Here is a 23,512-nt window from a genome sequence, read left to right as displayed (position 1 = left end):
CCTTTTTATATCTTTGGCCGATTAACTATGAAAGTAGACGACCTCATACTCCAATTTCAGAAAAAGGATAAAACCGCCTTTGAAAAGTTGTACAATATGTATGCTGAAAATATTTGTGGGGTCATCAATACCATAATTAAAGATGCCGAACGCTCCCAAGAACTTTGTCAGGACGTTTTCATTAAGATATGGGACAAGTCTGATAATTATGATGCATCAAAAGGGCGTTTCTTTACTTGGATTTTGAACATAGCGCGTAATACGGCAATCGATGAACTGCGCTCTAAAACCCATAAAAATCAAAAGAAAAACCTACCTGTTCATTCTTTCGTAGGTATCTATGAAAATAGTGAGGATTTAAATGGTAAAATTGATACAATTGGACTCCAATCACTTATAAAAGGACTAAAGGACAAATGCATCCTTTTGATAGATTTGCTTTATTTTAAGGGGTATACGCAAAAAGAAGTTTCTAAAGAATTAAAAACGCCTATCGGCACTATTAAAACACGTCTGAGAAGTTGTATTTCCGAGTTACGGAAAAACATAAGATAATAAATGGATATTGAGAAGTACATAGCATCCGGAATTTTAGAACTCTACATTGCTGGAGCACTTAGTCCTGAAGAAAATTTGGAGGTGCAGCACTATGCTATACAATATCCTGAAGTTCAAAAAGAAATCGAAGCCATTGAAGCAGCTATGCTGCAACTAACCAAAACGGTTTCTCCCGGGCTGCCCAATGATGGTTTTAAGAAATTGAAACCAGAACTCGATGATGTAATTCCGTTCTTGCCAACAGCTTCTGAAAAGAAAACTCCATGGAGCAGCTATCTAGGGTGGGCCGCTTCTCTGTTGTTGGCGGTTGGACTTTTGTGGGTATATCTGGAAAACAATAATCTGAAATCCGAAATAGAAATAACCAATCAAGAAAAACAAAGTCTGGAAGAGGTTCTCTCAGGAGTACGAAATGATGTAGTCAATCAAGAAACGTTGCTTCAGGCATTACGTGATAAAAATGTTACCGTGATAGATTTAGGCGGGCAAACAGTTGCCCCAAGGTCGTATGCCAGGGCTTATTGGAACAAAGAAGAAAAAAACGTCATCATTGATGCCCAAGGTCTACCCGAACCTCCAGAAGGATATGCATATCAAGTATGGTCTTTAAAACTAGATCCATTGACCCCAACTAGCATAGGCCTCTTAGAAGATTTTGTAACAGATAACAATAAATTGTTTACACTTACCAATCCTAACGAAACCGAAGCTTTTGGGATTACGCTAGAACCTGAAGGGGGTAGTGACACTCCTAATTTAGAACAGCTATATACACTGGGCGCAGTTGGCCCCTGACACTTTTTTCTTAACCAATTGATAAAGTATGAATGCAAATCGTAGATTTTGAATTATATTTACGTAACTAGTTACGTAAATATAATGAATAAGGATTTTCTCCCAGAATTGCGCCATTTAGGCTTTACTGCTCGTATAAAACGATTAAATGAAAAAATAGTCTCTAGTACAATTGACCACTACACCGGTTTAAATTTAAAAATTGAACCTAATTGGCATGTAATCTTTTTGCTTTTAAAACAAAGAGGAAGACTAACAGTAACAGAAATAGCAAATGCTTTAGGTTTTTCGCACCCAGCAATGATAAAAATAACACGTAAAATGAAGGGTCAAGGTTATCTTGAGACTTTTAAAGATGAAAAAGACGGTAGAAAAACCCTTATTCAACTTTCTAAAAAAGGTAAAAAAGCGTTGCCTGCCCTAGAAAAAGAATGGGACAGAATTCAAGAAGTATTAAAGGAGGTCGTAAAAGATGATTTTCTTGAAAAACTGACTCAATTAGAACAAGAATTACACAAAAAGAGCTTTAAGGAACGTTACAGCAAGCGTTTTAATCCAGAAAAACATGATAAAACATTCATAATTAGGAACGCAAAGTCGTCAGAGTTCAAAGAAATAGGAGCATTAATGGTCAGCGTATATTCCAAGTTAGAGGGGTTTCCAAAAGTGCATGAGCAGCCACAATATTATAACGCTCTTGCGAATATTGGAGATTTTACAAAGAAACCCGATTCAGAACTTTTAATTGCAGTATCACCAAGTGGAGAAATCTTGGGAGGTGTTTTGTACTTTGGCGACATGCAATATTATGGCTCTGGAGGGACCGCAACCTTAGAAAAAAATGCCTCGGGCTTTAGGCTTCTTGCGGTCAGTAATTCTGCAAGGGGATTGGGAGTAGGAAAAGCGCTGAGTAAAACTTGCATTGCCAATGCTAAAAAGAAAGGCCATAAACAGGTTATCATCCATACTACTGATTTTATGAAAATTGCTTGGGGCATGTATGAAAAGCTTGGTTTTAAAAGCTCTAAAGATTTGGACTTTAAACAAGGAAATCTTCAAGTCTATGGGTTTAGACTAAAACTGAAGTAAATTAGCTTCAGAATTTTTTTAAACGCCGTTTTGAACATGAACAATTCCGATTTAGCCAAAAGTCATGAGCTGACCTCCCATTTTTTCAGAAATGAATATGGGAAGCTTGTTGCGGTCATTACAGGTTATTTAGGAACGGAAAATGTTGAAACAGCAGAAGATATTGTGCAAGAAGCTTTGTTAAAAGCTACGGAGCACTGGGAAATGCGTGGTATCCCTGACAACCCCAAAGCCTGGCTGTACACCACAGCAAAGAACATTACTTTAAACATTCTTAAACGCAAAAAATACCATCGCGATTACGCTAACACTGTCAAAAGCTCAGGCCTGGACGAAGCGTTTTCTTTTTCTGAAGAAGTCATAGAGGATAGTCAACTAAAAATGATGTTCTCCTGCTGCCATCCTTCAATTTCAGAAAATTCTCAGATTGCACTGATCTTAAAAATTTTATCAGGTTTTAGCATTGCTGAGATAGCCAATGCTTTCTTTTCCAACGAACAAACCATAAATAAACGACTGGTACGTGGGAGAAAACAAATGCGTAAAGTTTCCATTGATATTAATTCAAAAAACATTGTTGAAGAACGTTTAGAAGCAGTACTCAAGACTATTTATTTGATTTTTACCGAGGGGTATTTTCCTTCTCGTAAAAACAACGTTGTTCGCTTTGACCTTTGCTTAGAGGCAATTCGTTTGGTGAAATTATTAGCGGATAGCGACAATATTTTAAACAAAACAGAATGCTACGCTCTGTTGGCTTTGATGTATTTCAATATATCCAGATTTAATTCTCGCATTTCAGATGAGGGAGAAATCATCGATTTGAAGCAACAAGACCGATCAAAGTGGGACTCCAATCTTATTCAGACAGGAACTCAATACTTAGATAGAATCACAGAAGGGAATACCATAAGTAAATACAGCATTTTAGCAACTATATCTGCAAACCATTGTATTTCTTATGCTTATGAAAAAACCAATTGGGCGCAAATACTATCTCTATATGATCAACTATTGCTATTGGAAGACTCCCCTATTGTACATCTGAACCGAATCGTAGCTTTTTCGGAGGTTGAGGGAAATGAAAAGGCCATTGACGAGTTGTTTCAATTAGCGGCTAGGTCTGACATTGCCAATTATTACCTCTATCATTTTACCCTAGCAGAATTGTATAAAAAAAGCTCTCAGTTTAAAAAAGCGGAAATGCATTATAAACAAGCTTTGAGTTTGGCCAATAATGAAAGGGACAAAGAACTTTTACAAAAAAAAATTAACGCCCTTGTCCTTATTCCTCCATCTCAATTGTCTTAGGGACAAACTTTATATTTAAAACAAAAGATTATGAGAGAATTTCTATTACTTATCAGGAGTGAGGAAGAACCAAAGGCCAGTTTATCACCAGAACAAATGCAACAGCATATCGAAAAAATTGGAGGGTATCTAAAAAGACTTACGGAAGAAGGCAGGATGAAATCCGCTCAACCATTGGAAATGGAGGGAACCATGTTGTCTTATAAAAATGGTCAAATTGTTGATGGCCCTTACAATGAGACCAAAGAAATCATTTCTGGGTATTACCATTTATTGGCAAAAGATTTGGATGAAGCAATAGCCATCGCCAAACAGGACCCTAGGTTTGAAGAAGGTATTTGGCGTATGGAAGTTAGGCCAATAAAGCATGTAGAAGGCATTAATTAAAAAGGGGGTCAAAATAAAACGGCTTGGTTACCCCAAGCCGTTTTTTATTACTAAACCAAGAAGCTAAATCTATAATTTAACTCCTACACCAAAACCAATAATCCAAGGGTTGATGTCCACATCAGCACCTACTGTTGCATCAAGTGCTGAAGTTGCATCTATGGTTGCATCTGTACTTAAGAAAAGTTTTTTAACGTCTATGTTTAAAAACCATTTATCGTTGAGCATATAATCAAATCCACCCTGAAGAGCGTATCCAATAGAAGTATCATAATCAACATCATCAGCTACAGGGCCTTCATCTACCCCGTAGAATATTGTTAAGTTTAATCCAGCTCCTAAATATGGCACGAAATCTCCTCCGGTAAAATGGTACTGCCCTGTTAACGTTGGTGGAAGTAACCAAACATGACCCAAATCTATATCGCCAGCTGCCGTTCCTACGGCTTCAACATCATGCTTTGCTGTGGCCAAAATCAACTCCAATGACCAGTTTTCATTAAAGAAATAAGAAATGTCCAATTCTGGCACAAAAGCCGTTGAAATTGATGCATCACCACCTATAGTTTCTATATCTGCACTTTCATCTGGTGTAACAACAATCCCTCTTAGCCTAAATTGCCATTTACTTCCGTTGTCATTCGTTTGTTGGTCCTGCGCTATTACCAAGTTCATAGAGCACAAAAGCGCTACCATTAAAGAAATCCCTATTTTTTTCATCGTTGAGTGTTTAAAATTTAGCCAAAACTAGTCCACCCAACTATCAAAGAATATGATCTTTATCATTGTTCAAAAAAATGCTTCTCTGGTTTTTCTTTTGAACCGTTTATGAATTGAAAAGCTTTTAAATAACAAATTATAAATAGGTAATTTGCACCATCCTAAATTATCAAATAATAATGCTGGACATTACATCGTACAAAACCCAAATCCTAATTACGGTAATCCTATTGATTATCATTTTGATCTTGAACTCTCTGAGCAAAAGAGCGATAAGGAGATTTGGTAAAATCAGCTCCATAGACATGAACAATAGGAAAATTATTTTCTATTTGAGCAATTTGTTTTTCTATGGATTGGCCATAGTGGTAATCACTATAATATGGGGGGTTAACCTACAAGAATTCTCGGTTTTTATCTCTTCTGTACTAGCAATAGTTGGTATTGGCTTTGTTGCGCAATGGTCCATACTTTCAAATTTGACGGCAAGTGTTATTTTATTTTTTAGTCATCCTTTGCGTCTTGGTGATCGTGTAAGAGTCCTGGACAAAGATTTTGACTGGACAGGAAAAGTCGAGGATATAAGTGGCTTTTACCTTTTTATGAGAACTGATGATGGAAGAAAAATCTCTATTCCTACCAATCTCGTTATTCAAAAAGGAATTGAAATTCTTCATCATGATGAAAAAACGGGTGCAATTGATGAAGAATAAACCCACCATGGAAAACCATGGCGGGTCTAAAAAACAACATACAACCTAACAACTGTCTTTGCACTTTGTTATGACATAATAAAACTTAAACCATCCCTGTCCTTAAAAAACATACCTAAGTCCTGTTCTTACTGAAAATGGAGTACCTGGAGTAAAATGAATTTCCTCCACCGGTCTTTCTTCATTAGCTAGTCTTGAGTTTGTTACAAATTGTGCTTCTTTCCACTTAGTATTGAACAGATTTTCTATTCCAAAGGTCAGTGAGACGTTATTGTTCACGGCATAATTGAAATTCATATCTGTAATAAAATACCCTTCAGCCGTAATTGAATAATCCTCATTGGCTGGGCGGTCGCCAAGGTACCTAAAGGTCAACCCGCCTGAAAAATCCTTGAGTTTTGAAAATTGTAATCCTCCGGTCAAAGTAAATCGTGGAGCCAAGGGAATATTGTCCATGCCCTCTTCTGCTTCCACACTTCTTGCGTGGCTATAGGTAGCATCAGCATACATAAAAAAGTGTTCGTTTACCTGTGAACGTATTCCCAAATCCAATCCATAACGGGCAGACGCTCCATTGGGCTCTACCACACCTTCATCCCCAACATAAACAAACTCCTCCTCCGAGTGCAAAGTCCATAATGCCGCATTAAACAACAGGCCCTCAGCTGGCTTCCAAATGGTTCCAAAGTCTGCTCCATAAGATTTTGGAAGTTTTTGATTTGCGCGCTGTAAAATGGTCCTAGTATCATTGCTATGAAACCCCACACCAGATTTTAAATAGAATTGAAATTTGCTGTCTGGAGTGTAAACCACATTAAATTTGGGAGTAAAAAGTACATCTGCAGTCTTTTCGTTAGTGGTCAAATTTTGTAGAAAATCTGAATATTCAAACGTGAATCTATCCAGTCTAAGGCCAAGATTTAACAACCAACGGTCCAAGTTGATTTTGCCAGATAAAAATGCATAGGCATTTCTTTCACTAACATTGCCCAACTGTATATTTTGAAGAGTCGTATTTCTATTAAGAGTGCTTGATAGCTCATTGTCCTTGATACGGTCATTGCGAAGACCTGCTCCCGTTGTTATAGTAAGTGGCTTATCTTCTAGGTAAAAAGTCTTGCTAAGATTTAAATTAAGCCCAGAGACAAAACGATTTTCCTCTTGTCTTATTTGGTCGCCATTAACTGGGTCATTCAAGAAAAATGTAAAATTGGAAAATAGCTGAAAGTGATTCCTGCTCGCAAATGCGTTCAACTTTAATGCAATATTATCTTTAAAGACTTTTCTAAAATCCAGATTTATGGATGAACGCGAAGTTGTACCTCCTTCGGTGTCGTCTATACTGCCAAACCTACCTATCAACCCATTGGCCACCGCTCTTTCTGGAATTTGACCTGAAGCATTCCAAGTACTTTGAAAATGGCTTGCTGCAAGTATTAACCTGCTGTTATCCGCGAATAAATGGTTGTATTTGCCAAAGAGATTAATTCTTTCAAAATCTTGCGGAGACTCAAAATAGCCTTCAGAAGCAATAACCTCTGAGGCCAGATAAGCTTTGTCCTTGTTCGTATTCAAAACATTGAACATTCCCAGGCCTCTTTTTAATCCAAAACTACCCAGTTGTATTTCTGCCAGGTTTTTATTTAAAATGTTTTTGGTTTCAAAATCTACATAACCCGCAGTATTAAAATTACCTTTTTCAGCATAATAAGGCCCTTTACCAAAATTCATGCTCTCAATGCTTTCCGGTATTAAAAAATGAAGGTCCGCATATCCTTGGCCATGTGCATGAGAGACCATATTCACAGGTATTCCGTCCACATTTATGCTGATATCCGTGCCGTGATCCAAATCAAAGCCCCTCAGGAACATTTGTTCTGCCTTCCCCCCTCCTGCATGCTGACCAATAAATAAACCCGGGACCTTTCTTAGAATTTCCTGTGATGACTTAATGGGTGCCAATGCCAAGTCCACATCCACCACCTCGTTTAACGTGTTAAGGGTTGGCCGCACAATAACTTCTTTAAGTTGATATGCATCTTCCATCATAATAATTCTGAAATCATCGTGTGAAGCTTCCTGCACTACTAGAACCTGTTCCTTTTTAAACCCTAAGGCACCTATTTCAAGAGAGTCTCCAATTTTGGTGCCTTCTAGTTTAAACTTCCCACCTTCATCTGAATAACCAAATGTTTTTCCAGTTTTGTTAATTACATACGCCTCTGAAATTGGTTTGCCCAAATTATCAACGATTTTTCCTGAAAAACTGGTCTGGCCAAACATGTGGCAAGTGCATAGAAGTAACATCTGCATTAAGAATGCTCGTTTTATTAATACTCTTATGTTTTCCATTGATCAAACAGTCTATAAACCCAGAATTTCATCCTCCTTGTTCGGTCCTAACTCATAAATAGCACCTAGAAGTTCTTGTTTTAGCTCTTCCACCTTTGTTCTGATTCCATTGGCCTTATAGATTTCAGCAGCATGTTGTAAAATGACCGGCTCAAAGGTTTTACCAATGATTTGGTTTTCAACAAGTTTCAAAGCTTTTTCCTTTTCTCCCCTTTTCAAAAAACTGTAAGCCAACAAATCGTATGATTCTGGGGTTGGTCTATTTGCTACTTCTTTTTTGGCCAACTCCAAGGCTTTATCGTTAGCTAATAACTCGTTTAAGTAAAAATCTATGTTGTAGCTATTGTACATATCAGCATATGCCTTATTCTGCACCATAGTATAATAACTATCATATGCCTTCATTTTAAGTCGTTCATCACCGATGAATTCTGCAATTTCCGCTTTCAATAAATAGTAATCAGGTGACTTATGGGTTTCTAAAACCGCATCTAAAATGCGAAGGGCCTCTTCTCCATTTCTTTCATGGGAGAATACAATCCAAGCAATCCCTTTTTTTGCGTATGCATTTTGATTGTCAATCTCTAATGCCTTTAAATAATTTTTGTATGAATCTTGTATGCGCCCAGCATGTCCATAATAATCCGCTAAATTGGTATATGACCATATCAACAATCCTCTATTTTTTGACGACTCTGCCTTCCCAACTGCATCTTCCATGAAACGGATCGTGGTTTCCAAATCCCCCATATGGTCATTCCATTTTGCCAATCTTATTAGGTATCCAAAGTCCGACATGTTCCGAATGTCATTCAGGTATTTCTCCGCTTCTTTGTAATTGCCCAACTCTAAATGAACATCAAATAGTAAGCTTTTGGATTCGTTTAGACCACTACCCAATTTGAATGCGGATTGGGCCAGTTCCAACGCTTCTTTAAACCTATGTTGCGAAATGTAGTTACGAGCCAGCGCCCTTTTATATCCTGCTTTGCCAATAGCCGCTATCTCTACAGCCTTTGTTAGTGCTTGCTCCGCTTTTTTTAGATATTGGATGTCTCCTGTACCTTGAAAAAAACGATTGTACTCGTTGGCAACATTGCCGAAACTCAATAATTGCAGGCTGTCCTGCTTGATTTTAGAGTTCCATAGGTCAAAATATTTTGAAGTCGTTTTTACTGGTTCAACCACCAAGTAACGGTCGTAATCTTTTTTGTTTGTTTTAAAGTTTGATTCTTGCTGGCAAGAGACTAAAAGTATCGTTGCCAAAAACAATAGTGCATATTTCATTTTTGTATGTTTTGTTGTAGTTGTTGTTTTAATTAAGGGAGAGGACCAGGTCCTCTCCCCTTCCCTTTCATAGCAATTACTCGGGATTTCCCAGATAAGGGAAAGTTGTAGAGATATCAGCAGTTAAACCTACCCCATCCGATGTTAATCTAGGCAGGTCTGACATTCCGTCATTATCTAGGTCTTGTCCACTAAATCGATTTCCTTCTGCCCCTCCAAAAAATAGTATTAGAGAAACATCAATAATATCGTCACTGGGGGTTCTTCCTGTTAGCGCCACCTCATCACCATCTGGAACCAAAATGCGTCCATCGTTATCAAAATCAGTACCTGGATTAAAATAAGTGGTTGGCAAATCTGGAGCTACTTCCAATACATCCGCAGCCAAAACTGTGGTGAGTGTAGTGATGTCCAGTCCAAGAATATTATTTTCATAGTTTACCGCATTTGGATCCAAGCCCAATTTATTGGCATACACATCATGGTATTGCTCCAATCTGTTTTCAAAACCAGCTTGAAAGATACCAACCATTTCTGACGGGATAGACACATTATGGGCATCCTTTACACTTGGTTGACCATCCAGGTCAAAGCTCAGGGTAGTGTTGATTCCTGGTCTACCCATAAAATCTACTTGTGCAAAGGTTCCAGAAAAATCAATCCCCATCATATCATCTCCCCCCATCATATCATCATCCATCATCATGTCATCATCCATCGCCATATCATCCGGCGCCATTACATCATCATCATTATTACAGGCCACTACCAAACTCAATATAAATAGTGATGCCGCTATATTCTTAATCTGTTTTAGTCTCATGTTTTTTTATTTAAAATTTTCGATTATTGTTTTTTGTTCGTTGTTACCCAAGTTTTGTAGACATTAAGTCCCAATGCATTTGTGGCAGTAGGGGTTCCTAGCATACTGTTGGGGATTTCGATTGCAATTGATAATGTATTGGCTCCATCAAATGCATCAGATGCTTCTTCTGGTGCAAAAAAACCACCGGGGGCAGAATCCACTGCTGGAGAGATTACCGCATTGAACTGGAAAAAGTCAAAGAAAAAAGGGTCCTGTCTTGGTCCAGCAAACAGGGAAACACCATCAGAGGTAGTTTCTACAATAGCCGCAGATCCAGATATCTCCACATTTCCAAGAGGGGCATCTGTTAATATCTGACTGCTTAATCCAGTTGTGGATGGCGCAGCTGGTCCAAAGAAATACATTCTACCATCTCTTGCTATTGTCTGAATAACTTGATCTTCCACCAAATCACCATCCAAATCAATGTTGATCTCCGTTAGAATGTCCTCGTCAAAGTTTCCGTAAGCAAGTTCCGGTAAAACATCAGATTGAAGGTCCACAATAAAAACGGTGTTATCTGAACCTTCAGTCGGTTCAAATGCAAAAAAATCAGCAACATCGGCGGTTGTGCCCCTAGAGGAAGGCGCATCTATATGATCCGCGGCCACCAATGCTATTGCTGTAAGGGCCAAAGCCCCAATGCCTGTTAAATACTTAGTTGTTTTTCTCATTTTAAATTTACTTTTTATGTTTATTACGTTCCTACCTACGGAACCTTTAAGAGGAGGGTTTGGTTTTTATGTGTTAAAAAAAACTTAATGCATTTTAGACCAAAAGAATAGTGGTTCTTGCCATTAAATCTTTTAATTTGTATTATTTTGAAGTATAAACTTTAACCTAATGAACCCCTCTTCTTCCGGATGGATTAATAAATTTGGACATCTTGTCCAAAAAGAAGAAACAACCCTTTCTGATTTTGAAAGCTTGTACCAAGAATTGAAAAAGAATGGGTTTGTCTATGGCATTCATTTGGACATACCTTCATTTATTGCTGTAGAACATAGGTTAACGGAAGATGAAATTGCCAAGATCAATTTACTCACTGCCCTTTACTTTACATTCCGATTTGAAAAAGGGGAAACCGACTTTGAGCTCTTTGTAAATACCGTTTTTGAGTATTATCAATCCTTAGAAGTGAGCAAAATTTCTTTTCTGAACAAGATATTGACCGGAAAACAAACTGAATCCCAGTTAGAAAAACTCATAGACACTAGAATCTATTTAGAGGGAAATGCATTTAATAGGGCATTTGGCAATAGTCTCACCAATTCATTGTTATATGTAGACATATTGATTTTTAGGATTTATCTACAAGGTTATGGTTCTATTATAGAACATGCACAGTTATTGGAATATGTAACTATCAACATTGCCTACCATGCGCTAAATTCTAAGGAAACAAATAAGGCCGATGATAAACTTATTCAACTTTTGGCCTCTTCCTTAACATTTGTAAACCTGGATGAAGCAAAAATTGATGGTACGTATAGAGATTTATTGAAGCAAAATTTCACAACTTGTGAAAAGGATTATTTTATGGATATGGCCTGTTTAACCATATGGGAAGATAAGTCTTTGGACTATACAGAATCCGATTATATTTTAGGTCTTGGAATAGACTTGGAAAAGTCTGAAAAAGAGGTTAGATCTGCGCTAAATTTCGTTAAGGATTTTTTTAAAAAAAATAGCAGCAAAATAAGCTATCTAAATGATAAAAATTTGGCCCTGCAATTTTATGATGGAATGTCCAAAAACGTAAGCAAATTAATTTTAAGAAATAGTAAAAGATTAAAAAAAGAGCTTACGGAAAGTAAAGAACTTGTTACCCTTTTATCCAAATCCGCAGTTAAGGAATTGAACAAAGAAGAAAAGAAAAAAGTCCAAAATCAATTGTTGGATATTTTTAAAACAATTCCTTCGTTGGCTATTTTTATGTTACCTGGAGGAGCGGTTTTATTACCTATTTTCATCAAATTAATTCCTAAATTGCTTCCCTCTGCTTTTGATGACAATAGGGTTCAAGAAAATTAGGCTTTTTCTACAATAAAGCTACTATAAGGAAAATTTATAATTGCTATTAAATAGGTGTAAAAATCTAAATATCAATTTTTTAACAAACATTACTCTAACCATAACTTAAAGTCTCTTACTCTCTCTCTACTTACAATGATTTCTTGCTCATTAAAATGATTTAACTTGATTTGAAGTCTTGAATTGGTGTAAGATATGATGTCTTTTATATGATTTATGTTCACATAAAATTTTCTGCTGACCCTAAAGAAAATTTTTGGTGACAACTCCCCCTCCAACTGTTCCAAAGTTGTATCCAACAAATAATTCCTACCATCAGATGTTGCGGCATATGTACCTTTGTTCTCACTATAAAAACACTCCACCTCATCCGCATTAATAATTTTTAGATGCTGTCCTACCTTGACCGTAAATCGTTTTTTATATTCTCGCTCAAGGGGGTTGACCAACAAGCTTTTTATATCATTAAAATCAACAGAAATTCTTTGGCTTTCAGGCTTAAAATCCTGGTACTTTTTTACGGCACTTTCAAGCTCTTCGTCGTCTATTGGTTTAAGCAAATAATCAATGCTATTTAACTTGAACGCTTGAAGTGCATATTCATCAAAAGCGGTAGTGAAAATGATGGCACTTTTTACTTCAATAATATCAAATATTTCAAAGGAAAGTCCATCTGATAATTGAATGTCCAGAAAAATTAAATCTGGGTGTGGATTTTCTTGAAACCACTCAATTGATTCTTCAACTGAATGAAGCATGGTAGAAACTTCAACATTTAATTCTGCTAGCAGACGATTTAATCTTCTAGCTGCTGGTTTTTCATCTTCAATGATGATTACGTTCATTTCTTTGATTTAAAATGATTAGAATTTAGGAATGTCGTTTTCTTCCCTTTCAATATATTTTTGAATCTGTCTTTCTTCCCACTTATTAACCAAAGGGTGGCTAAACACTTTTGCAGCATGTATAGCAAGAAATATTCCCCAGATAACAGGTGTAGATATCATATTCCATACTATCCATTTGGACAAATTAATATGTTCTGTGCTACTACCGTCAAAAAAGTCCATAAAATATGCCTTAATACCAAATAACAGAATGTTCACTATAATGTATATGGATAAATGATTGTAAAATTTCTTTAGACGTGCCACTCTTTTCTTGGCACTTTCCATACTTGTTGGTACTGTTTTCATATTATTCGTATTTCTTCGTCTCATTTTTATTTTCCTCCCACTTTTTAAGGAATGGCAACTAATGTCGAAATAAGATTAAAGGTTTTTATGCGATTGTATAACAATTTTAGGTCTTTAACCCTTTTTTTGACCATGCTCCAGTCTTGTGGCCATTTTTTATACCTTACTTATATTTATCCATTTCCTTTTTATCCTTATCAATATATTTTTGAATTTGCCTTTTTTCCCAATTCTTCCCAAAAAACGGATTGTAATCAAACACCTTGGAAGCATGAAAGAAAATACCAATTCCCCAAGCAAAGAGTGTTACAAAGTGTGGCCATTGCCAAAAATCGTCTGTTTTCAGGTAAATGTTTATGAGAATGAACGTATTCACGATAATGTAAATGGTAAAATGAATGTAGAACCCTTTTAATTCTTCAATCTGCTTTTTAGCTCTTTTAAGCTTATCTTTTTCAAAACCTTCCATGATTACTTCCATTTTTTTGAATTCTCATCCTCATCCATAAATTGCTTGATTTTTCGTTCTTCCCAACTCTTTCCAAAAAATGGATTAAGATTGAAAGTCCCTATAGCATGAAAAATGACTCCTATGCCCCATCCAAAAGCTGCCCACAGAAACCACATATAGCTAAACCCATTGGTTAGATAGTTGATTAAGGCCAATGCCGAAATTACCATTATGTATGTCCAAAGATTGGCATAGAATTTTTTAAGAACGTCTACTCTTTCTTTTGCCTTAATATATCTATTTTCTTTACTTGAATTTTCCATGTTACTGTTTTATTATATCCACACTTAAATATACTGATTCATTAGAATTCGTCACGATTCATGAACTCTCTTATTTTACGTTCTTCCCAATCTTTGCCCAATATAGGATTATAGCCATGAGCATTCGTCCAATGACATATAAGTCCTATGCCCCAACCAAAAGCTGGAAAAATGACCCATGGGAAACTTGTTGTTCTATAATTGATGAATGCCAAAATTGGAATTACTATACAGTAACTCAATAAACTGGAATAAAAGGATTTAATGTTCTCTACCTTCTCTTTTGCCCGTGTATACTTGTGTTCAGTGAAATTTTCCATAACTATATCTTGATTGATTTCTTGTTTATTAATTACATATCAAACTTCGTAAAATGGTACGATTTCAAGAAAACTAGATTCGTGAACTGTTGATTTTGTAGGATGAGTTGATTTTTTATTTACAATAGCGGACAAGTCGTTAAAATCCAACAGGGGTTAAACAAAAAAAAGCGGTCTAAGACCGCTTTTTTTTTATACTAAATTGCACGCTAGAAGTCATCTTTGTCCATGAGTTCCTGCATTTTACGTTCTTCCCAACGCTTACCCCAAAACGGATTATACCCATGTGCCTCCATGCCATGAGCTATAACTCCAAACCCCCATCCAATGGTCGGAAACAACGCCCACATGAAATCCGTGGTCTTTAAATTAATCCACCACAGAAACGGAATTACCAAACAATACGTGAACAAATTACTATAGAAATCCTTAACGGCTTTCATTTTTTCTTTGGCCTTTATATAGCGTTTCTCGGCAATATGGGTCTCCTGCGTCTCCTGTACAGACAACTGTATGGTCAGCATAGGTATGGCTACACTAAAATCCGAAGCTGTTTTGGTAATGTCCACTTCTCTATCCGTTAAAATCTCATAACGCTGTTTTATATTTTGAAGCCCAACCCCGCTACTCTTCTTGACCACCTGTTTTTCCTGAAGGTTATTGCTGACAATAAGCATTCCCCCCTCTTCGGTCACTTTTATGTGCAAAGGCTTGGACGGTGTAACTACATTGTGTTTTACTGCATTTTCAAGCAATAGTTGAAGAGACAGGGGTACTATTTTTGCCTCGGGTATACTGGATTTATCCGGAATATCAAAAACAATACTGTCCTCAAAACGCATTTTAAGCAGTCTCACGTAAGTTCTGGCAAAATTGAGTTCTTCATCAACGGTCACCAAGTCCTTATTTTTCTGTTCTAAGACATATCGATAGACTTTTGATAATGAAGTAGTGAATTTTTGTGCCTGATTTGGATCCTCTTCTATAAGACTGGTCAACACATTTAAGCTATTAAAGAGGAAGTGCGGATCCAATTGATTCTTAAGCGCATCAAAGCGAGCAGAAGCTGTACCTGCAATAATTTTTTGCTTTTTAACCTCTTTCTTTTGTAATGCACGATAAAAATAGAAGGCATGCGTAAACAGTGAAGCAATTAAGGTAATTACCAACGCAATAATGTAAGAATCCAATTCCTCTTTCTCGTTCTCAATGAATTGGATAATTGTATTCCCAGTGTAATAGAAATAGATCAAAAACCGTAAAAACCCAAAAACAACAAGTGTAAGCACAAGAGAACCAAAAGCTCCAATCCACAAACGTTTTTGTGGTTTAATTTCCCATTTGTAACGAGCATTTAAAAAGTCGTGGAAATAAGAATTGACAGCAGTCAGTCCAAATGAAAAGATAAAACTTATCACTATTTGTTGCGTGATACTTTCAAAAGAAAAATTGCCATTTCCAAAAACAAAAATGCTGAGAATGGCAATAAATATTGTGATTAACAGCGAAAGTTTTATAACCTTCAAAAAGCTACCCATATTCTATGATTTACATTGCTTCAAGACTTGCTCGGCTCTTTCTTTTCCCCATCCTGGGTAGAATGGTGTTTCAGACTTAAAGGTAGCAAAAAGTTCCAAAGCTCTTTCTACATCTTCACAGTAAGGCGATGTATCCTTACCAAAGTATCTTGCGCTTCCCATATCCCACTCAGCTTTAGAGAAAACTACTCGAGGGTTTTCCGGGGCGATGGCCAAGGCTTGTTGATATAGTTGTACGTTTTTTCCAGACAAAGTCATTCCGTAAGTTGCCCCGTCAAATGCAATCCAGGCAGTATTTATCATCGCTTCCTGTATTAATATCTCTGGGTTTTCTGGTGAGATTGCTCTCGCCAAATCTAAAAATTCTTTTGCCTTTTCCAATTGTTTGGATAATTTATCTAAATCCTTTTCTCCAAATGATACAATTGTATTTATCTGTGCCACGTAATAATGTGGCAACCAATTGTCTTGCTCTGCCATTGCAATACGCTCAAAAAGATTAGAAGCCTCAATGGGTTTCTGATTTTGCCATAGCTCAAAAGCTTTTTTCATTCCATTGGTATACTGGTCCTGTGCGTTAAGAACCCCTATAAATAATAATATTAAAATTTTTGCCAGTGTTTGCATAACCGTTCGTTTTTTGATTATTGTTTCAGCAAAATTGCACTAAGGGGAGAGGTTAAAACAGAAAGAATTACCGAACTGTAGTTTTTCCGGGATGGGGTGTATTGTCTTAACAAAAAAGCCCAGCAACCTGTTTATGGCTGCTGGGCTTACACTACGCTACTAAACAAATTAATTACTCACTGTAATCTTTATAAATGGCTTCTTCAAATGCCTCCCAATGTGCTTGGGTCATTCTACCGGGAGTAAACAAGCATATTCCCTTGGCGCCGTTGTTCATGGATGCCCTAATGGCATCTCCAATTTCTTCTGGTAAGAGGCCATGGTTTTCCGGGTCTTTTTCGCTTCCTTTCTTTTCAGGGTTGGGACAAATAAACAATCCACTGTATACGGGAACTCCGTTTTTTGCGGCTGCAACTTCTTCCTTTGTCATTTCACCTACCCATTCAGGGCCTTTAAGGTAAAAATCATTATAGTTCATGGGATAAACAGCATCCAAGTTCCACTTGCCCCAATCCTGTCTTACCAGTTTTTTTGAAATGGTAGGGCCGGGAAAAACCGCTGCGTTTATATTTTTGTTCTTTGAATGTGCCACATCAGATAAGCGATTAACCATTGTAGTAATCAAATCATATCTAAACTGCTTCCATTCTTCAACTTGAGAAGGGTCTTCCACTTCCTTAATGTCGATTCCTGATTTTGTCTTAAAATCCGAAGTGCAATCATCACAATAGCAATAATCAAATTGAGGATGCTCTCTGTCCATTACTAGCCCATATTTATCCCAAAGCCCCCTTGCCAATATAACATCAGGAAAACGTATGTAATCTAAGTGTACGCCATCAACCTCATCCAGTTCGGCAATGCTTCCGTAAAGGTTGGATAAAAAATCATATACCCCTTCCTTGCTTGGGCAGAGAAATGTGTAGTGGGGAACATAAGCTGGCTTTTCTAGAGCGGATTCTCCAAGACCGTTAACAGCATACCATTCTTCTTTTATCTTAGGGGTTTTTCCTTGCACCATTGTTGGAATCCAAGTATGAAATTCCATTCCAGCTTTTTTTATCAATTTCCCTACCCTTTTATAGGTTTCTGGGTCATGGCCCCCATTGTACATCAATCCATCTATGCCTTTTTTCTTAAGATCAGCAAATTCCGCTGCCAATTCTTTATCTGTCGCATTACCAGGACCTCCCATCCAAGCATATACGGGAATTTTATTCTTTTCAGTACATGCAGCCAATGAGAAAATGACCGCCATTAGTATTAGAATTCTATTCATTCTGACCGTTTTTGGTGTTATCAGATTTGAATTTAATTAATCTTTTTCAGCCAACATCTTATTCTTAGCTAAACGACATTTCAGCTCACATGAACGCCTAATCTACAATGTCATTGTCTTTTAAGTTCATGAAAACAAAGCTGAATTTAAATTCCAACAGCTATATGCCCATTTTTCTTTTTGATTAGATGCAACCCTTGCTTTTTTCAGATGTCATTAGGTGGAACAAATCAAAGAACGATTTGATTCCAATTCATAAATCAAAAAACAAAAACAAATGAAGAAAAAAAGGCAACGTTACAGATCCATGCAAATAGTAGCTGGTTTGTGCCTTCTGCTTGGTTCTGCTCTAACCCACGCGCAGAACAATTTTACCATTAGCGGAAATGTGACCGACAAAATGAACGGGGAAACCCTTTTTGGGACTTCCATTTTCCTTAAAGGAACAACCATTGGTGCCATTACCAATGAATACGGGTTTTATTCCATTAGTGCACCGCAAGGACCTTACACTTTGGTTTTTTCGCACATGGGCTATAAGGAGATAACCATGGAAGTGGTTTTAGATCGAAATCAAAAAATTGATGTTGAAATTGAAGAATTTTCAACGCAGCTGGATGAAGTCGAAGTTACCGCTGAAGAACCGGAACGTGCAATTCTTAGAAAACCAGAAATGAGCGTCTCTAAACTGAACATCAAAACAGTTAAGCAGATGCCTGTTGTTTTAGGAGAGGTAGATGTTATAAAATCTTTGCAGATTTTGCCAGGGGTGACCAATAATGGTGAAGGATCAAGTGGATTTCACGTAAGAGGTGGAGCAGTGGATCAAAACTTGGTCCTACTGGATGAAGCTATTATCTATAATACATCTCATATGTTAGGGTTTTTCTCTGTGTTTAATGCAGATGCCGTAAAAGATCTAAAACTCTACAAAGGAGGCATCCCTGCAAAATTTGGAGGTCGTGTTTCATCTGTATTGGATGTAAGACAAAAAGACGGAAACAGCAAAAACTTTGCATTAACAGGTGGTGTTGGTGTAATATCCAGTAGGCTTGCGGCAGAAGGGCCAATGTTCAATGATAGGGGGTCTTTTCTAGTTGCCGGCAGAGGGTCTTACGCACATTTGTTCTTAAAGCTGGCAGGTGAGAAGAATAGTGTTAGTTTTTATGATCTTAATTTAAAAACCAACTACAACCTTAACAAAAACAACAAACTATATCTTTCTGGATATTTTGGGCGTGACGTTTTCAACTTTGACGGATCCTTTAGCAGTAGTTACGGAAATGCCTCTGGTAACCTAAGATGGAATCATATTTTTAATGATAGGCTATTTTCCAATCTCTCTCTAATCTATAGTAAGTATGACTATGAATTGGGTATTGAAGACTTTGACTTTGATTGGATTTCATCCATCAAAAACTACAACGCCAAATACGATTTAAAATACTATTTCAGTGATGCATTTAAATTGGATTTTGGCATCAGCACCATAAAATATGAATTTGATCCAGGACAAATTAAACCTACAGGGCCGGATTCTGCCATCAATGAACTACAGTTAGATAAGAAAAGAGCGCTCGAAAGCGCTGCATACATCAACGCCGAGCATAAACTAACAGATAATTTAACCGCTCAATACGGCATAAGGTTCAGTCATTTTAACAGAATGGGCGGTCAGCCTTTATCTGAATATGCCAATGACCAACCTTTGGTATACAACAACACCTTACAGTTTTACCAAAGAACAGATCCTATTGGAGAGACCAATTTTAAGAAAGGTGAGAGCATTAAAACGTTTAGCAATTTTGAACCACGATTGGCTTTGGCATATCAAATCAATGACTACTCTTCGATTAAGTTGGGCTATTCAAGAGCGGCGCAATACATCCATTTGTTGTCAAATACATCATCCGTTACCCCGCTCGATGTTTGGACACCCAGTGGAAAATATATAAAACCACAGCTTTCTGATCAATATGCATTGGGTTACTTCAGGAATTTCAAGGATAAAATGTATTCACTAGAAACAGAAGTATACTATAAAACTGTGGATAATCGTATTGACTATGTTGATGGTTCCGATTTAATTGGGAACAATACCATTGAGACCGAAGTCCTAAATGGGGAATCAAGGGCATATGGTCTAGAACTGTTGCTACGTAAAAATGAAGGTCCTTTTACCGGCTGGATATCTTACACCCTATCTAAGTCTGAACAAAGAACATTTGGAGGAAATGCAGGAGGGCCAGGAATCAACAACGGAGATTGGTACAATACTCCTTTTGACAGAACTCATGATATCTCTATAACCGGGGCATATCGGTTCAATGAAAAATGGAGTTTTGGAGCAAATGCTATTTTCCAAACTGGTAGGCCAGTAACCTATCCTAACGGGCAATATCAATATGAAGGGATATCCATAGCCAGTTATTCCGATAGAAATGCAGATAGATTACCAGCTTACTATCGCTTAGATGTTTCCGCAACCTATAAACCCAATAAAAGACCAGACAAAAAATGGAAGGGTGAATGGGTATTTGGTATCTATAATGTTTTCAACAGGAAAAATGCAGCCTCGATCTCATTTGGGCAAAACTTTGAAACAGGGGCCAATGAAGCAACCCGCACCGCCATTTTCGGAATTGTTCCTTCGGTCACTTATAATTTTAAATTTTAATACGATGAAACTATATCATAAAACCTTATTTATTGCACTATTATTTATAGGCGCATCATGCACAGATGTTATAGATGTTGATGTTCCTGAAGGCCCTATTAGGCTTACCATTGAAGCATCGCTCGATTGGGAAAAAGGAACAACCGGCAACGAGCAAACCATCTTGCTAAGTACTTCCACCCCCTTTTTTGACAATCAAGGTAACACAGGGGTTACGGGAGCTACGGTACAAGTGACCAATGACAATGATGGTTCGGAGTTCGTTTTCAATGATCAGAACAATGGCAGATACACTACCTCCTTATTTGTGCCAGTTTTAGGCGACACTTATTCTCTAGAAGTGATTTATGAAGGTGAACGTTATACCGCAACGGAGACCTTGTTTCCAGTTACCGATATTTCGTCCATTACCCAATCTGTTGATCAAGGTGAAGATGACGAGGTTCTAGAGGTAAACGTTTCATTTGAAGATCCTGCCGATATCGAAAACTATTATTTCTTACGTTTCCAAAGTCGGAATGACCTGTTACCAGAGCTTTTTTACATCAAAGATGAATTCATAGATGGCAACGAGGCTACTTTTTATTACGAAAAAATAGAAGATGAAGAAGATAATATTGTAGAGTTCCAGCCAGGAGATATCGTCGACATCACTTTTTTAAGCGCATCAGAAGACTATTACAATTATTTGCAATTGTTAATAGAACAGTTTGAAGGAGCAGGAGATCCATTTAGCCCAACACCCGTGGCATTGGTTGGAAATTGTATAAATGAAGATAATCCAGATAATGTTCCATATGGATATTTTAGGGTGACAGAGATGGTTAAAAGCAGTTATACGTTTGAATAGTTTTTTGTTTTAGGTTGGTTGGTCCCAAAGTCTTTTTCAGGCTTTGGGATTCTTTATGGTTTTCAAGGTTCATACTATTAAAAAACCTCCTTAACTGTAACATATGCTATTGACCGTTGTCTTTTGGGTAGTAGACTCAACAAATATCTTTCAAATGCAACTAACCAAACCCACATTCTACATACTACAATTGTTTGTAATCATTCTGTTAACAGGATGTAATGAAACCAAAAAAGTAAAAGTTGATCAAGCTGCCACAGAAAACAAAGTTGATTTCCCCCAAGCGGGTTTTGCTGAAAGTAACATTGATTCCTTATTCATAAAAAAAATGGAAGATTCCATTAAAACTGGAGTTTATCCAAACATTCACAGTGTTCTGATCCTAAAAAATAAAAAACTGGTTTATGAAGACTACTTTAAGGGCAAAGATGAAATCTGGGGGGATGACCTAGGAGTAATTGGTCATCATAGAGATAGTCTTCATGATGTTCGAAGTATTTCAAAAAGTATAGTTGCCGCTTGTATTGGCATCGCTTTAAAACAGGGAAAAATAGATAGCCTATCGCAGAGTGTTTTTGACTTTTATCCGGAATTCAAAAAATACGATACCGGTTTACGTTCCCAAATTACCATTGAAACATTGCTGACCATGACCACTGGAATGGAATGGAATGAAAATGTACCCTACACCGACCCAACGAACAGTGAAATTCTTATGACCTCCAGTGAGGACCCTATAGAATTTGTACTTAGCAGACCAATAATAACTGCTCCTGGAGAGGTATGGGAGTATAATGGAGGTACAACACAGTTATTAGCATCTATAATTGAGAAGACAAGCGGATTGAACATTCATGAATTTGCAAAAAAGCAGTTGTTTTCTCCATTGGGCATTAAGAATTCTGAGTGGACCAATTTCCCAGATATTAATCTACCCGCAGCGGCATCTGGACTAAGACTAACATCTAGAGATTTAATGAAATTTGGGATGCTCTATGCCAACAAGGGTGAATGGCATGGAAAGCAGCTATTGTCTAAAGATTGGGTTAAGAAATCCAAACAACCCCACATTTGGTTTGGGCGAAACAATAATGTTGGGTATGGATATCAATTTTGGATTTTTAAGGCCATTACCATTAATGAAAATCAAAACCATCTAATTCCGGCTGCTGTTGGAAATGGTGGACAACGCATATACATTGACGAAAAAAACGATTTGATTGTTGTGATCACTGCTGGAAACTACAATAACTGGACACTGAAAAAGGATTCCGAGGCTCTCCTAGTGGACTTTATTTATCCTTCGATAGTTCATAAAAAGTGACGTACTACACTGCAAAGAAATAAAAGACCAATAAGCTTGTAAGAAAAACACACGAAATATGGTGTTTTTTTTAACAAATCCCATTTAACCTTCCATTTAACCGATTCATTACCAGTTTTTTACTATATTCGGAAACCGAGCCAATAAAATTTTCAAGTACCGCACGGCTCATTAAATCCCCCCTTTGCAACATAGACCCTTACTTGCATATGTATAGGTTGACACATGATGTTTGAAATTAAGCAAGTTATAAAGTATCCAATATAGATAGCTAATTCAACTTAATATCAACCTTATGAAAAAATTACTCTTTACCTGCATTGCAGCAGCACTATTTATGGCGTGTCAACCCAAAGCTCCAGAGCGCTACACGCAAAACTCACCAGAAATTGACACCGTTAAAGAATTGATTTCCAACTATGACAGTAAGTCTTTTGATACCACCATGTATGCAGACACCTCAAAGACATATTACAACACAAAAGACAACCCCATGTCCCCTAGCGAGACCATGGATTATCACAAACAAACAGATGTCAACTATTCCAGCAGAAACTTTCAAGAGGAAGATCAGGAATATGAAATGGTAGTTACTGATGATGGAGAAACCTGGGTAAACTGTTGGTTAAATTGGAAAGGAATCTTAGCAGCCAACAGCAAGGAAGTTACAATCCCCATTCATTTAACTTATCAATTTGTTGATGGAAAAATAGTTAGGGAAGTAGGGTACTGGGATCCAACAGAAATTGTTTTAGCACTTCAACAAATAGAAGCAGAGACTAAAATGGCAGAAGAGAATACAGAAGAATAACCAAT

The 23,512-nt window shown here is 37.1% G+C and carries 24 protein-coding genes; 11 read left to right on the top strand and 13 right to left on the bottom strand.

The features are described 5' to 3' along the window. Window positions 1-27 precede the first annotated feature (27 nt). From DKG77_RS09360 to DKG77_RS09340, 5 genes are all read left to right on the top strand, one after another. On the top strand, window positions 28-555 hold the full coding sequence (locus DKG77_RS09360) for an RNA polymerase sigma factor (RefSeq protein ID WP_109662429.1): 528 nt from the start codon (window positions 28-30) through the stop codon (window positions 553-555). 3 nt (window positions 556-558) lie between these two features. Beyond that, window positions 559-1,353, top strand: a complete 795-nt coding sequence (locus DKG77_RS09355; protein WP_109662427.1) for an anti-sigma factor — start codon at window positions 559-561, stop codon at window positions 1,351-1,353. A gap of 84 nt (window positions 1,354-1,437) precedes the next feature. Next, the gene (locus DKG77_RS09350; protein ID WP_109662425.1) at window positions 1,438-2,442 is read left to right on the top strand and encodes a bifunctional helix-turn-helix transcriptional regulator/GNAT family N-acetyltransferase; all 1,005 of its coding nucleotides are present in this window, start codon (window positions 1,438-1,440) and stop codon (window positions 2,440-2,442) included. A gap of 36 nt (window positions 2,443-2,478) precedes the next feature. Then, window positions 2,479-3,753, top strand: coding sequence for an RNA polymerase sigma factor (locus DKG77_RS09345; RefSeq protein WP_109662423.1), 1,275 nt, complete (start codon window positions 2,479-2,481; stop codon window positions 3,751-3,753). 30 nt (window positions 3,754-3,783) lie between these two features. Further along, window positions 3,784-4,140 (top strand): YciI family protein, encoded by a 357-nt coding sequence (locus DKG77_RS09340; protein WP_109662421.1) that lies wholly within the window; start codon window positions 3,784-3,786, stop codon window positions 4,138-4,140. 69 nt (window positions 4,141-4,209) lie between these two features. Here the strand turns inward: DKG77_RS09340 and DKG77_RS09335 are convergent, their stop codons facing one another. After that, the gene (locus DKG77_RS09335; RefSeq protein ID WP_109662420.1) at window positions 4,210-4,860 is read right to left on the bottom strand and encodes an OmpW/AlkL family protein; all 651 of its coding nucleotides are present in this window, start codon (window positions 4,858-4,860) and stop codon (window positions 4,210-4,212) included. Window positions 4,861-5,039: 179 nt separating this feature from the next. Between DKG77_RS09335 and DKG77_RS09330 the strand changes: the two genes are divergently transcribed. After that, the gene (locus tag DKG77_RS09330) at window positions 5,040-5,573 is read left to right on the top strand and encodes a mechanosensitive ion channel domain-containing protein (RefSeq protein ID WP_109662418.1); all 534 of its coding nucleotides are present in this window, start codon (window positions 5,040-5,042) and stop codon (window positions 5,571-5,573) included. A gap of 102 nt (window positions 5,574-5,675) precedes the next feature. Here DKG77_RS09330 and DKG77_RS09325 read toward each other — a convergent pair whose 3' ends face one another. From DKG77_RS09325 to DKG77_RS09310, 4 genes are all read right to left on the bottom strand, one after another. Continuing rightward, complete coding sequence (locus DKG77_RS09325; protein WP_165819372.1) at window positions 5,676-7,886, bottom strand: TonB-dependent receptor; 2,211 nt, start codon at window positions 7,884-7,886, stop codon at window positions 5,676-5,678. Between the two features lie 51 nt (window positions 7,887-7,937). Further along, on the bottom strand, window positions 7,938-9,212 hold the full coding sequence (locus DKG77_RS09320; protein ID WP_109662415.1) for a tetratricopeptide repeat protein: 1,275 nt from the start codon (window positions 9,210-9,212) through the stop codon (window positions 7,938-7,940). Window positions 9,213-9,288: 76 nt separating this feature from the next. Further along, window positions 9,289-10,035, bottom strand: a complete 747-nt coding sequence (locus DKG77_RS09315) for a hypothetical protein (protein ID WP_109662413.1) — start codon at window positions 10,033-10,035, stop codon at window positions 9,289-9,291. Window positions 10,036-10,058: 23 nt separating this feature from the next. Beyond that, window positions 10,059-10,751, bottom strand: a complete 693-nt coding sequence (locus DKG77_RS09310) for a DUF4331 family protein (RefSeq protein ID WP_109662411.1) — start codon at window positions 10,749-10,751, stop codon at window positions 10,059-10,061. Window positions 10,752-10,920: 169 nt separating this feature from the next. Between DKG77_RS09310 and DKG77_RS09305 the strand changes: the two genes are divergently transcribed. Continuing rightward, window positions 10,921-12,111, top strand: a complete 1,191-nt coding sequence (locus tag DKG77_RS09305; RefSeq protein WP_109662409.1) for an LETM1-related biofilm-associated protein — start codon at window positions 10,921-10,923, stop codon at window positions 12,109-12,111. Between the two features lie 89 nt (window positions 12,112-12,200). Here DKG77_RS09305 and DKG77_RS09300 read toward each other — a convergent pair whose 3' ends face one another. From DKG77_RS09300 to DKG77_RS09265, 8 genes are all read right to left on the bottom strand, one after another. Then, the gene (locus tag DKG77_RS09300) at window positions 12,201-12,956 is read right to left on the bottom strand and encodes a LytR/AlgR family response regulator transcription factor (protein ID WP_109662408.1); all 756 of its coding nucleotides are present in this window, start codon (window positions 12,954-12,956) and stop codon (window positions 12,201-12,203) included. 18 nt (window positions 12,957-12,974) lie between these two features. Continuing rightward, complete coding sequence (locus DKG77_RS09295) at window positions 12,975-13,307, bottom strand: 2TM domain-containing protein (protein WP_165819371.1); 333 nt, start codon at window positions 13,305-13,307, stop codon at window positions 12,975-12,977. Window positions 13,308-13,470: 163 nt separating this feature from the next. Next, a complete protein-coding gene (locus DKG77_RS09290; RefSeq protein ID WP_243414899.1) occupies window positions 13,471-13,788 on the bottom strand; it encodes a 2TM domain-containing protein in 318 nt (105 codons plus the stop codon). Beyond that, complete coding sequence (locus tag DKG77_RS09285; RefSeq protein WP_109662405.1) at window positions 13,779-14,081, bottom strand: 2TM domain-containing protein; 303 nt, start codon at window positions 14,079-14,081, stop codon at window positions 13,779-13,781. The genes DKG77_RS09290 and DKG77_RS09285 overlap by 10 nt, the downstream gene beginning before the upstream one ends. Before the next feature lie 41 nt (window positions 14,082-14,122). Next, window positions 14,123-14,401 carry a 2TM domain-containing protein gene (locus tag DKG77_RS09280; RefSeq protein WP_109662403.1) on the bottom strand — a complete coding sequence of 93 codons (279 nt, stop codon included), beginning with the start codon at window positions 14,399-14,401 and terminating at the stop codon, window positions 14,123-14,125. 209 nt (window positions 14,402-14,610) lie between these two features. Next, window positions 14,611-15,939, bottom strand: coding sequence for a histidine kinase (locus tag DKG77_RS09275; protein ID WP_109662401.1), 1,329 nt, complete (start codon window positions 15,937-15,939; stop codon window positions 14,611-14,613). A gap of 3 nt (window positions 15,940-15,942) precedes the next feature. Further along, entirely contained in the window at window positions 15,943-16,566 is a 624-nt protein-coding gene (locus DKG77_RS09270; RefSeq protein ID WP_109662400.1) for a tetratricopeptide repeat protein, read from the bottom strand. A 172-nt stretch (window positions 16,567-16,738) separates the two neighbouring features. Beyond that, window positions 16,739-17,845, bottom strand: a complete 1,107-nt coding sequence (locus tag DKG77_RS09265; protein ID WP_109662398.1) for a glycoside hydrolase family protein — start codon at window positions 17,843-17,845, stop codon at window positions 16,739-16,741. Between the two features lie 277 nt (window positions 17,846-18,122). Here DKG77_RS09265 and DKG77_RS09260 point away from each other — a divergent pair, with 277 nt between their 5' ends. The 4 genes from DKG77_RS09260 to DKG77_RS09245 all read left to right on the top strand — a co-directional run bounded on the left by DKG77_RS09260 (window position 18,123) and on the right by DKG77_RS09245 (window position 23,507). After that, entirely contained in the window at window positions 18,123-20,522 is a 2,400-nt protein-coding gene (locus DKG77_RS09260; protein ID WP_243414898.1) for a TonB-dependent receptor, read from the top strand. 4 nt (window positions 20,523-20,526) lie between these two features. Then, window positions 20,527-21,372: a DUF4249 domain-containing protein gene (locus DKG77_RS09255; protein ID WP_109662396.1), complete on the top strand. Its 846-nt coding sequence runs from the start codon at window positions 20,527-20,529 to the stop codon at window positions 21,370-21,372. A gap of 154 nt (window positions 21,373-21,526) precedes the next feature. Then, window positions 21,527-22,696: a serine hydrolase domain-containing protein gene (locus DKG77_RS09250; RefSeq protein WP_165819370.1), complete on the top strand. Its 1,170-nt coding sequence runs from the start codon at window positions 21,527-21,529 to the stop codon at window positions 22,694-22,696. 295 nt (window positions 22,697-22,991) lie between these two features. After that, window positions 22,992-23,507 (top strand): nuclear transport factor 2 family protein, encoded by a 516-nt coding sequence (locus DKG77_RS09245; protein ID WP_109662393.1) that lies wholly within the window; start codon window positions 22,992-22,994, stop codon window positions 23,505-23,507. Window positions 23,508-23,512 lie beyond the last annotated feature (5 nt).

The sequence above is a fragment of the Flagellimonas aquimarina genome, assembly GCF_003149745.1.
Lineage (GTDB): Bacteria > Bacteroidota > Bacteroidia > Flavobacteriales > Flavobacteriaceae > Flagellimonas > Flagellimonas aquimarina.
Note: the sequence above shows the minus strand (reverse complement) of the source record. Positions and strands in the feature narration are given on the sequence as shown.

What these genes read in the sequence shown, in the direction of transcription:
- DKG77_RS09275 (WP_109662401.1), bottom strand. Translation starts at nt 15,939, where the DNA reads ATGGGTAGCTTTTTGAAGGTTATAAAACTTTCGCTGTTAATCACAATA.
- DKG77_RS09295 (WP_165819371.1), bottom strand. Translation starts at nt 13,307, where the DNA reads ATGAAAACAGTACCAACAAGTATGGAAAGTGCCAAGAAAAGAGTGGCA.
- DKG77_RS09350 (WP_109662425.1), top strand. Translation starts at nt 1,438, where the DNA reads ATGAATAAGGATTTTCTCCCAGAATTGCGCCATTTAGGCTTTACTGCT.
- DKG77_RS09285 (WP_109662405.1), bottom strand. Translation starts at nt 14,081, where the DNA reads ATGGAAAATTCAAGTAAAGAAAATAGATATATTAAGGCAAAAGAAAGA.
- DKG77_RS09245 (WP_109662393.1), top strand. Translation starts at nt 22,992, where the DNA reads ATGAAAAAATTACTCTTTACCTGCATTGCAGCAGCACTATTTATGGCG.
- DKG77_RS09340 (WP_109662421.1), top strand. Translation starts at nt 3,784, where the DNA reads ATGAGAGAATTTCTATTACTTATCAGGAGTGAGGAAGAACCAAAGGCC.
- DKG77_RS09325 (WP_165819372.1), bottom strand. Translation starts at nt 7,886, where the DNA reads ATGCAGATGTTACTTCTATGCACTTGCCACATGTTTGGCCAGACCAGT.
- DKG77_RS09270 (WP_109662400.1), bottom strand. Translation starts at nt 16,566, where the DNA reads ATGCAAACACTGGCAAAAATTTTAATATTATTATTTATAGGGGTTCTT.
- DKG77_RS09315 (WP_109662413.1), bottom strand. Translation starts at nt 10,035, where the DNA reads ATGAGACTAAAACAGATTAAGAATATAGCGGCATCACTATTTATATTG.
- DKG77_RS09360 (WP_109662429.1), top strand. Translation starts at nt 28, where the DNA reads ATGAAAGTAGACGACCTCATACTCCAATTTCAGAAAAAGGATAAAACC.
- DKG77_RS09250 (WP_165819370.1), top strand. Translation starts at nt 21,527, where the DNA reads ATGCAACTAACCAAACCCACATTCTACATACTACAATTGTTTGTAATC.
- DKG77_RS09255 (WP_109662396.1), top strand. Translation starts at nt 20,527, where the DNA reads ATGAAACTATATCATAAAACCTTATTTATTGCACTATTATTTATAGGC.
- DKG77_RS09335 (WP_109662420.1), bottom strand. Translation starts at nt 4,860, where the DNA reads ATGAAAAAAATAGGGATTTCTTTAATGGTAGCGCTTTTGTGCTCTATG.
- DKG77_RS09310 (WP_109662411.1), bottom strand. Translation starts at nt 10,751, where the DNA reads ATGAGAAAAACAACTAAGTATTTAACAGGCATTGGGGCTTTGGCCCTT.
- DKG77_RS09260 (WP_243414898.1), top strand. Translation starts at nt 18,123, where the DNA reads ATGAAGAAAAAAAGGCAACGTTACAGATCCATGCAAATAGTAGCTGGT.
- DKG77_RS09355 (WP_109662427.1), top strand. Translation starts at nt 559, where the DNA reads ATGGATATTGAGAAGTACATAGCATCCGGAATTTTAGAACTCTACATT.
- DKG77_RS09265 (WP_109662398.1), bottom strand. Translation starts at nt 17,845, where the DNA reads ATGAATAGAATTCTAATACTAATGGCGGTCATTTTCTCATTGGCTGCA.
- DKG77_RS09300 (WP_109662408.1), bottom strand. Translation starts at nt 12,956, where the DNA reads ATGAACGTAATCATCATTGAAGATGAAAAACCAGCAGCTAGAAGATTA.
- DKG77_RS09330 (WP_109662418.1), top strand. Translation starts at nt 5,040, where the DNA reads ATGCTGGACATTACATCGTACAAAACCCAAATCCTAATTACGGTAATC.
- DKG77_RS09305 (WP_109662409.1), top strand. Translation starts at nt 10,921, where the DNA reads ATGAACCCCTCTTCTTCCGGATGGATTAATAAATTTGGACATCTTGTC.
- DKG77_RS09290 (WP_243414899.1), bottom strand. Translation starts at nt 13,788, where the DNA reads ATGGAAGTAATCATGGAAGGTTTTGAAAAAGATAAGCTTAAAAGAGCT.
- DKG77_RS09320 (WP_109662415.1), bottom strand. Translation starts at nt 9,212, where the DNA reads ATGAAATATGCACTATTGTTTTTGGCAACGATACTTTTAGTCTCTTGC.
- DKG77_RS09345 (WP_109662423.1), top strand. Translation starts at nt 2,479, where the DNA reads ATGAACAATTCCGATTTAGCCAAAAGTCATGAGCTGACCTCCCATTTT.
- DKG77_RS09280 (WP_109662403.1), bottom strand. Translation starts at nt 14,401, where the DNA reads ATGGAAAATTTCACTGAACACAAGTATACACGGGCAAAAGAGAAGGTA.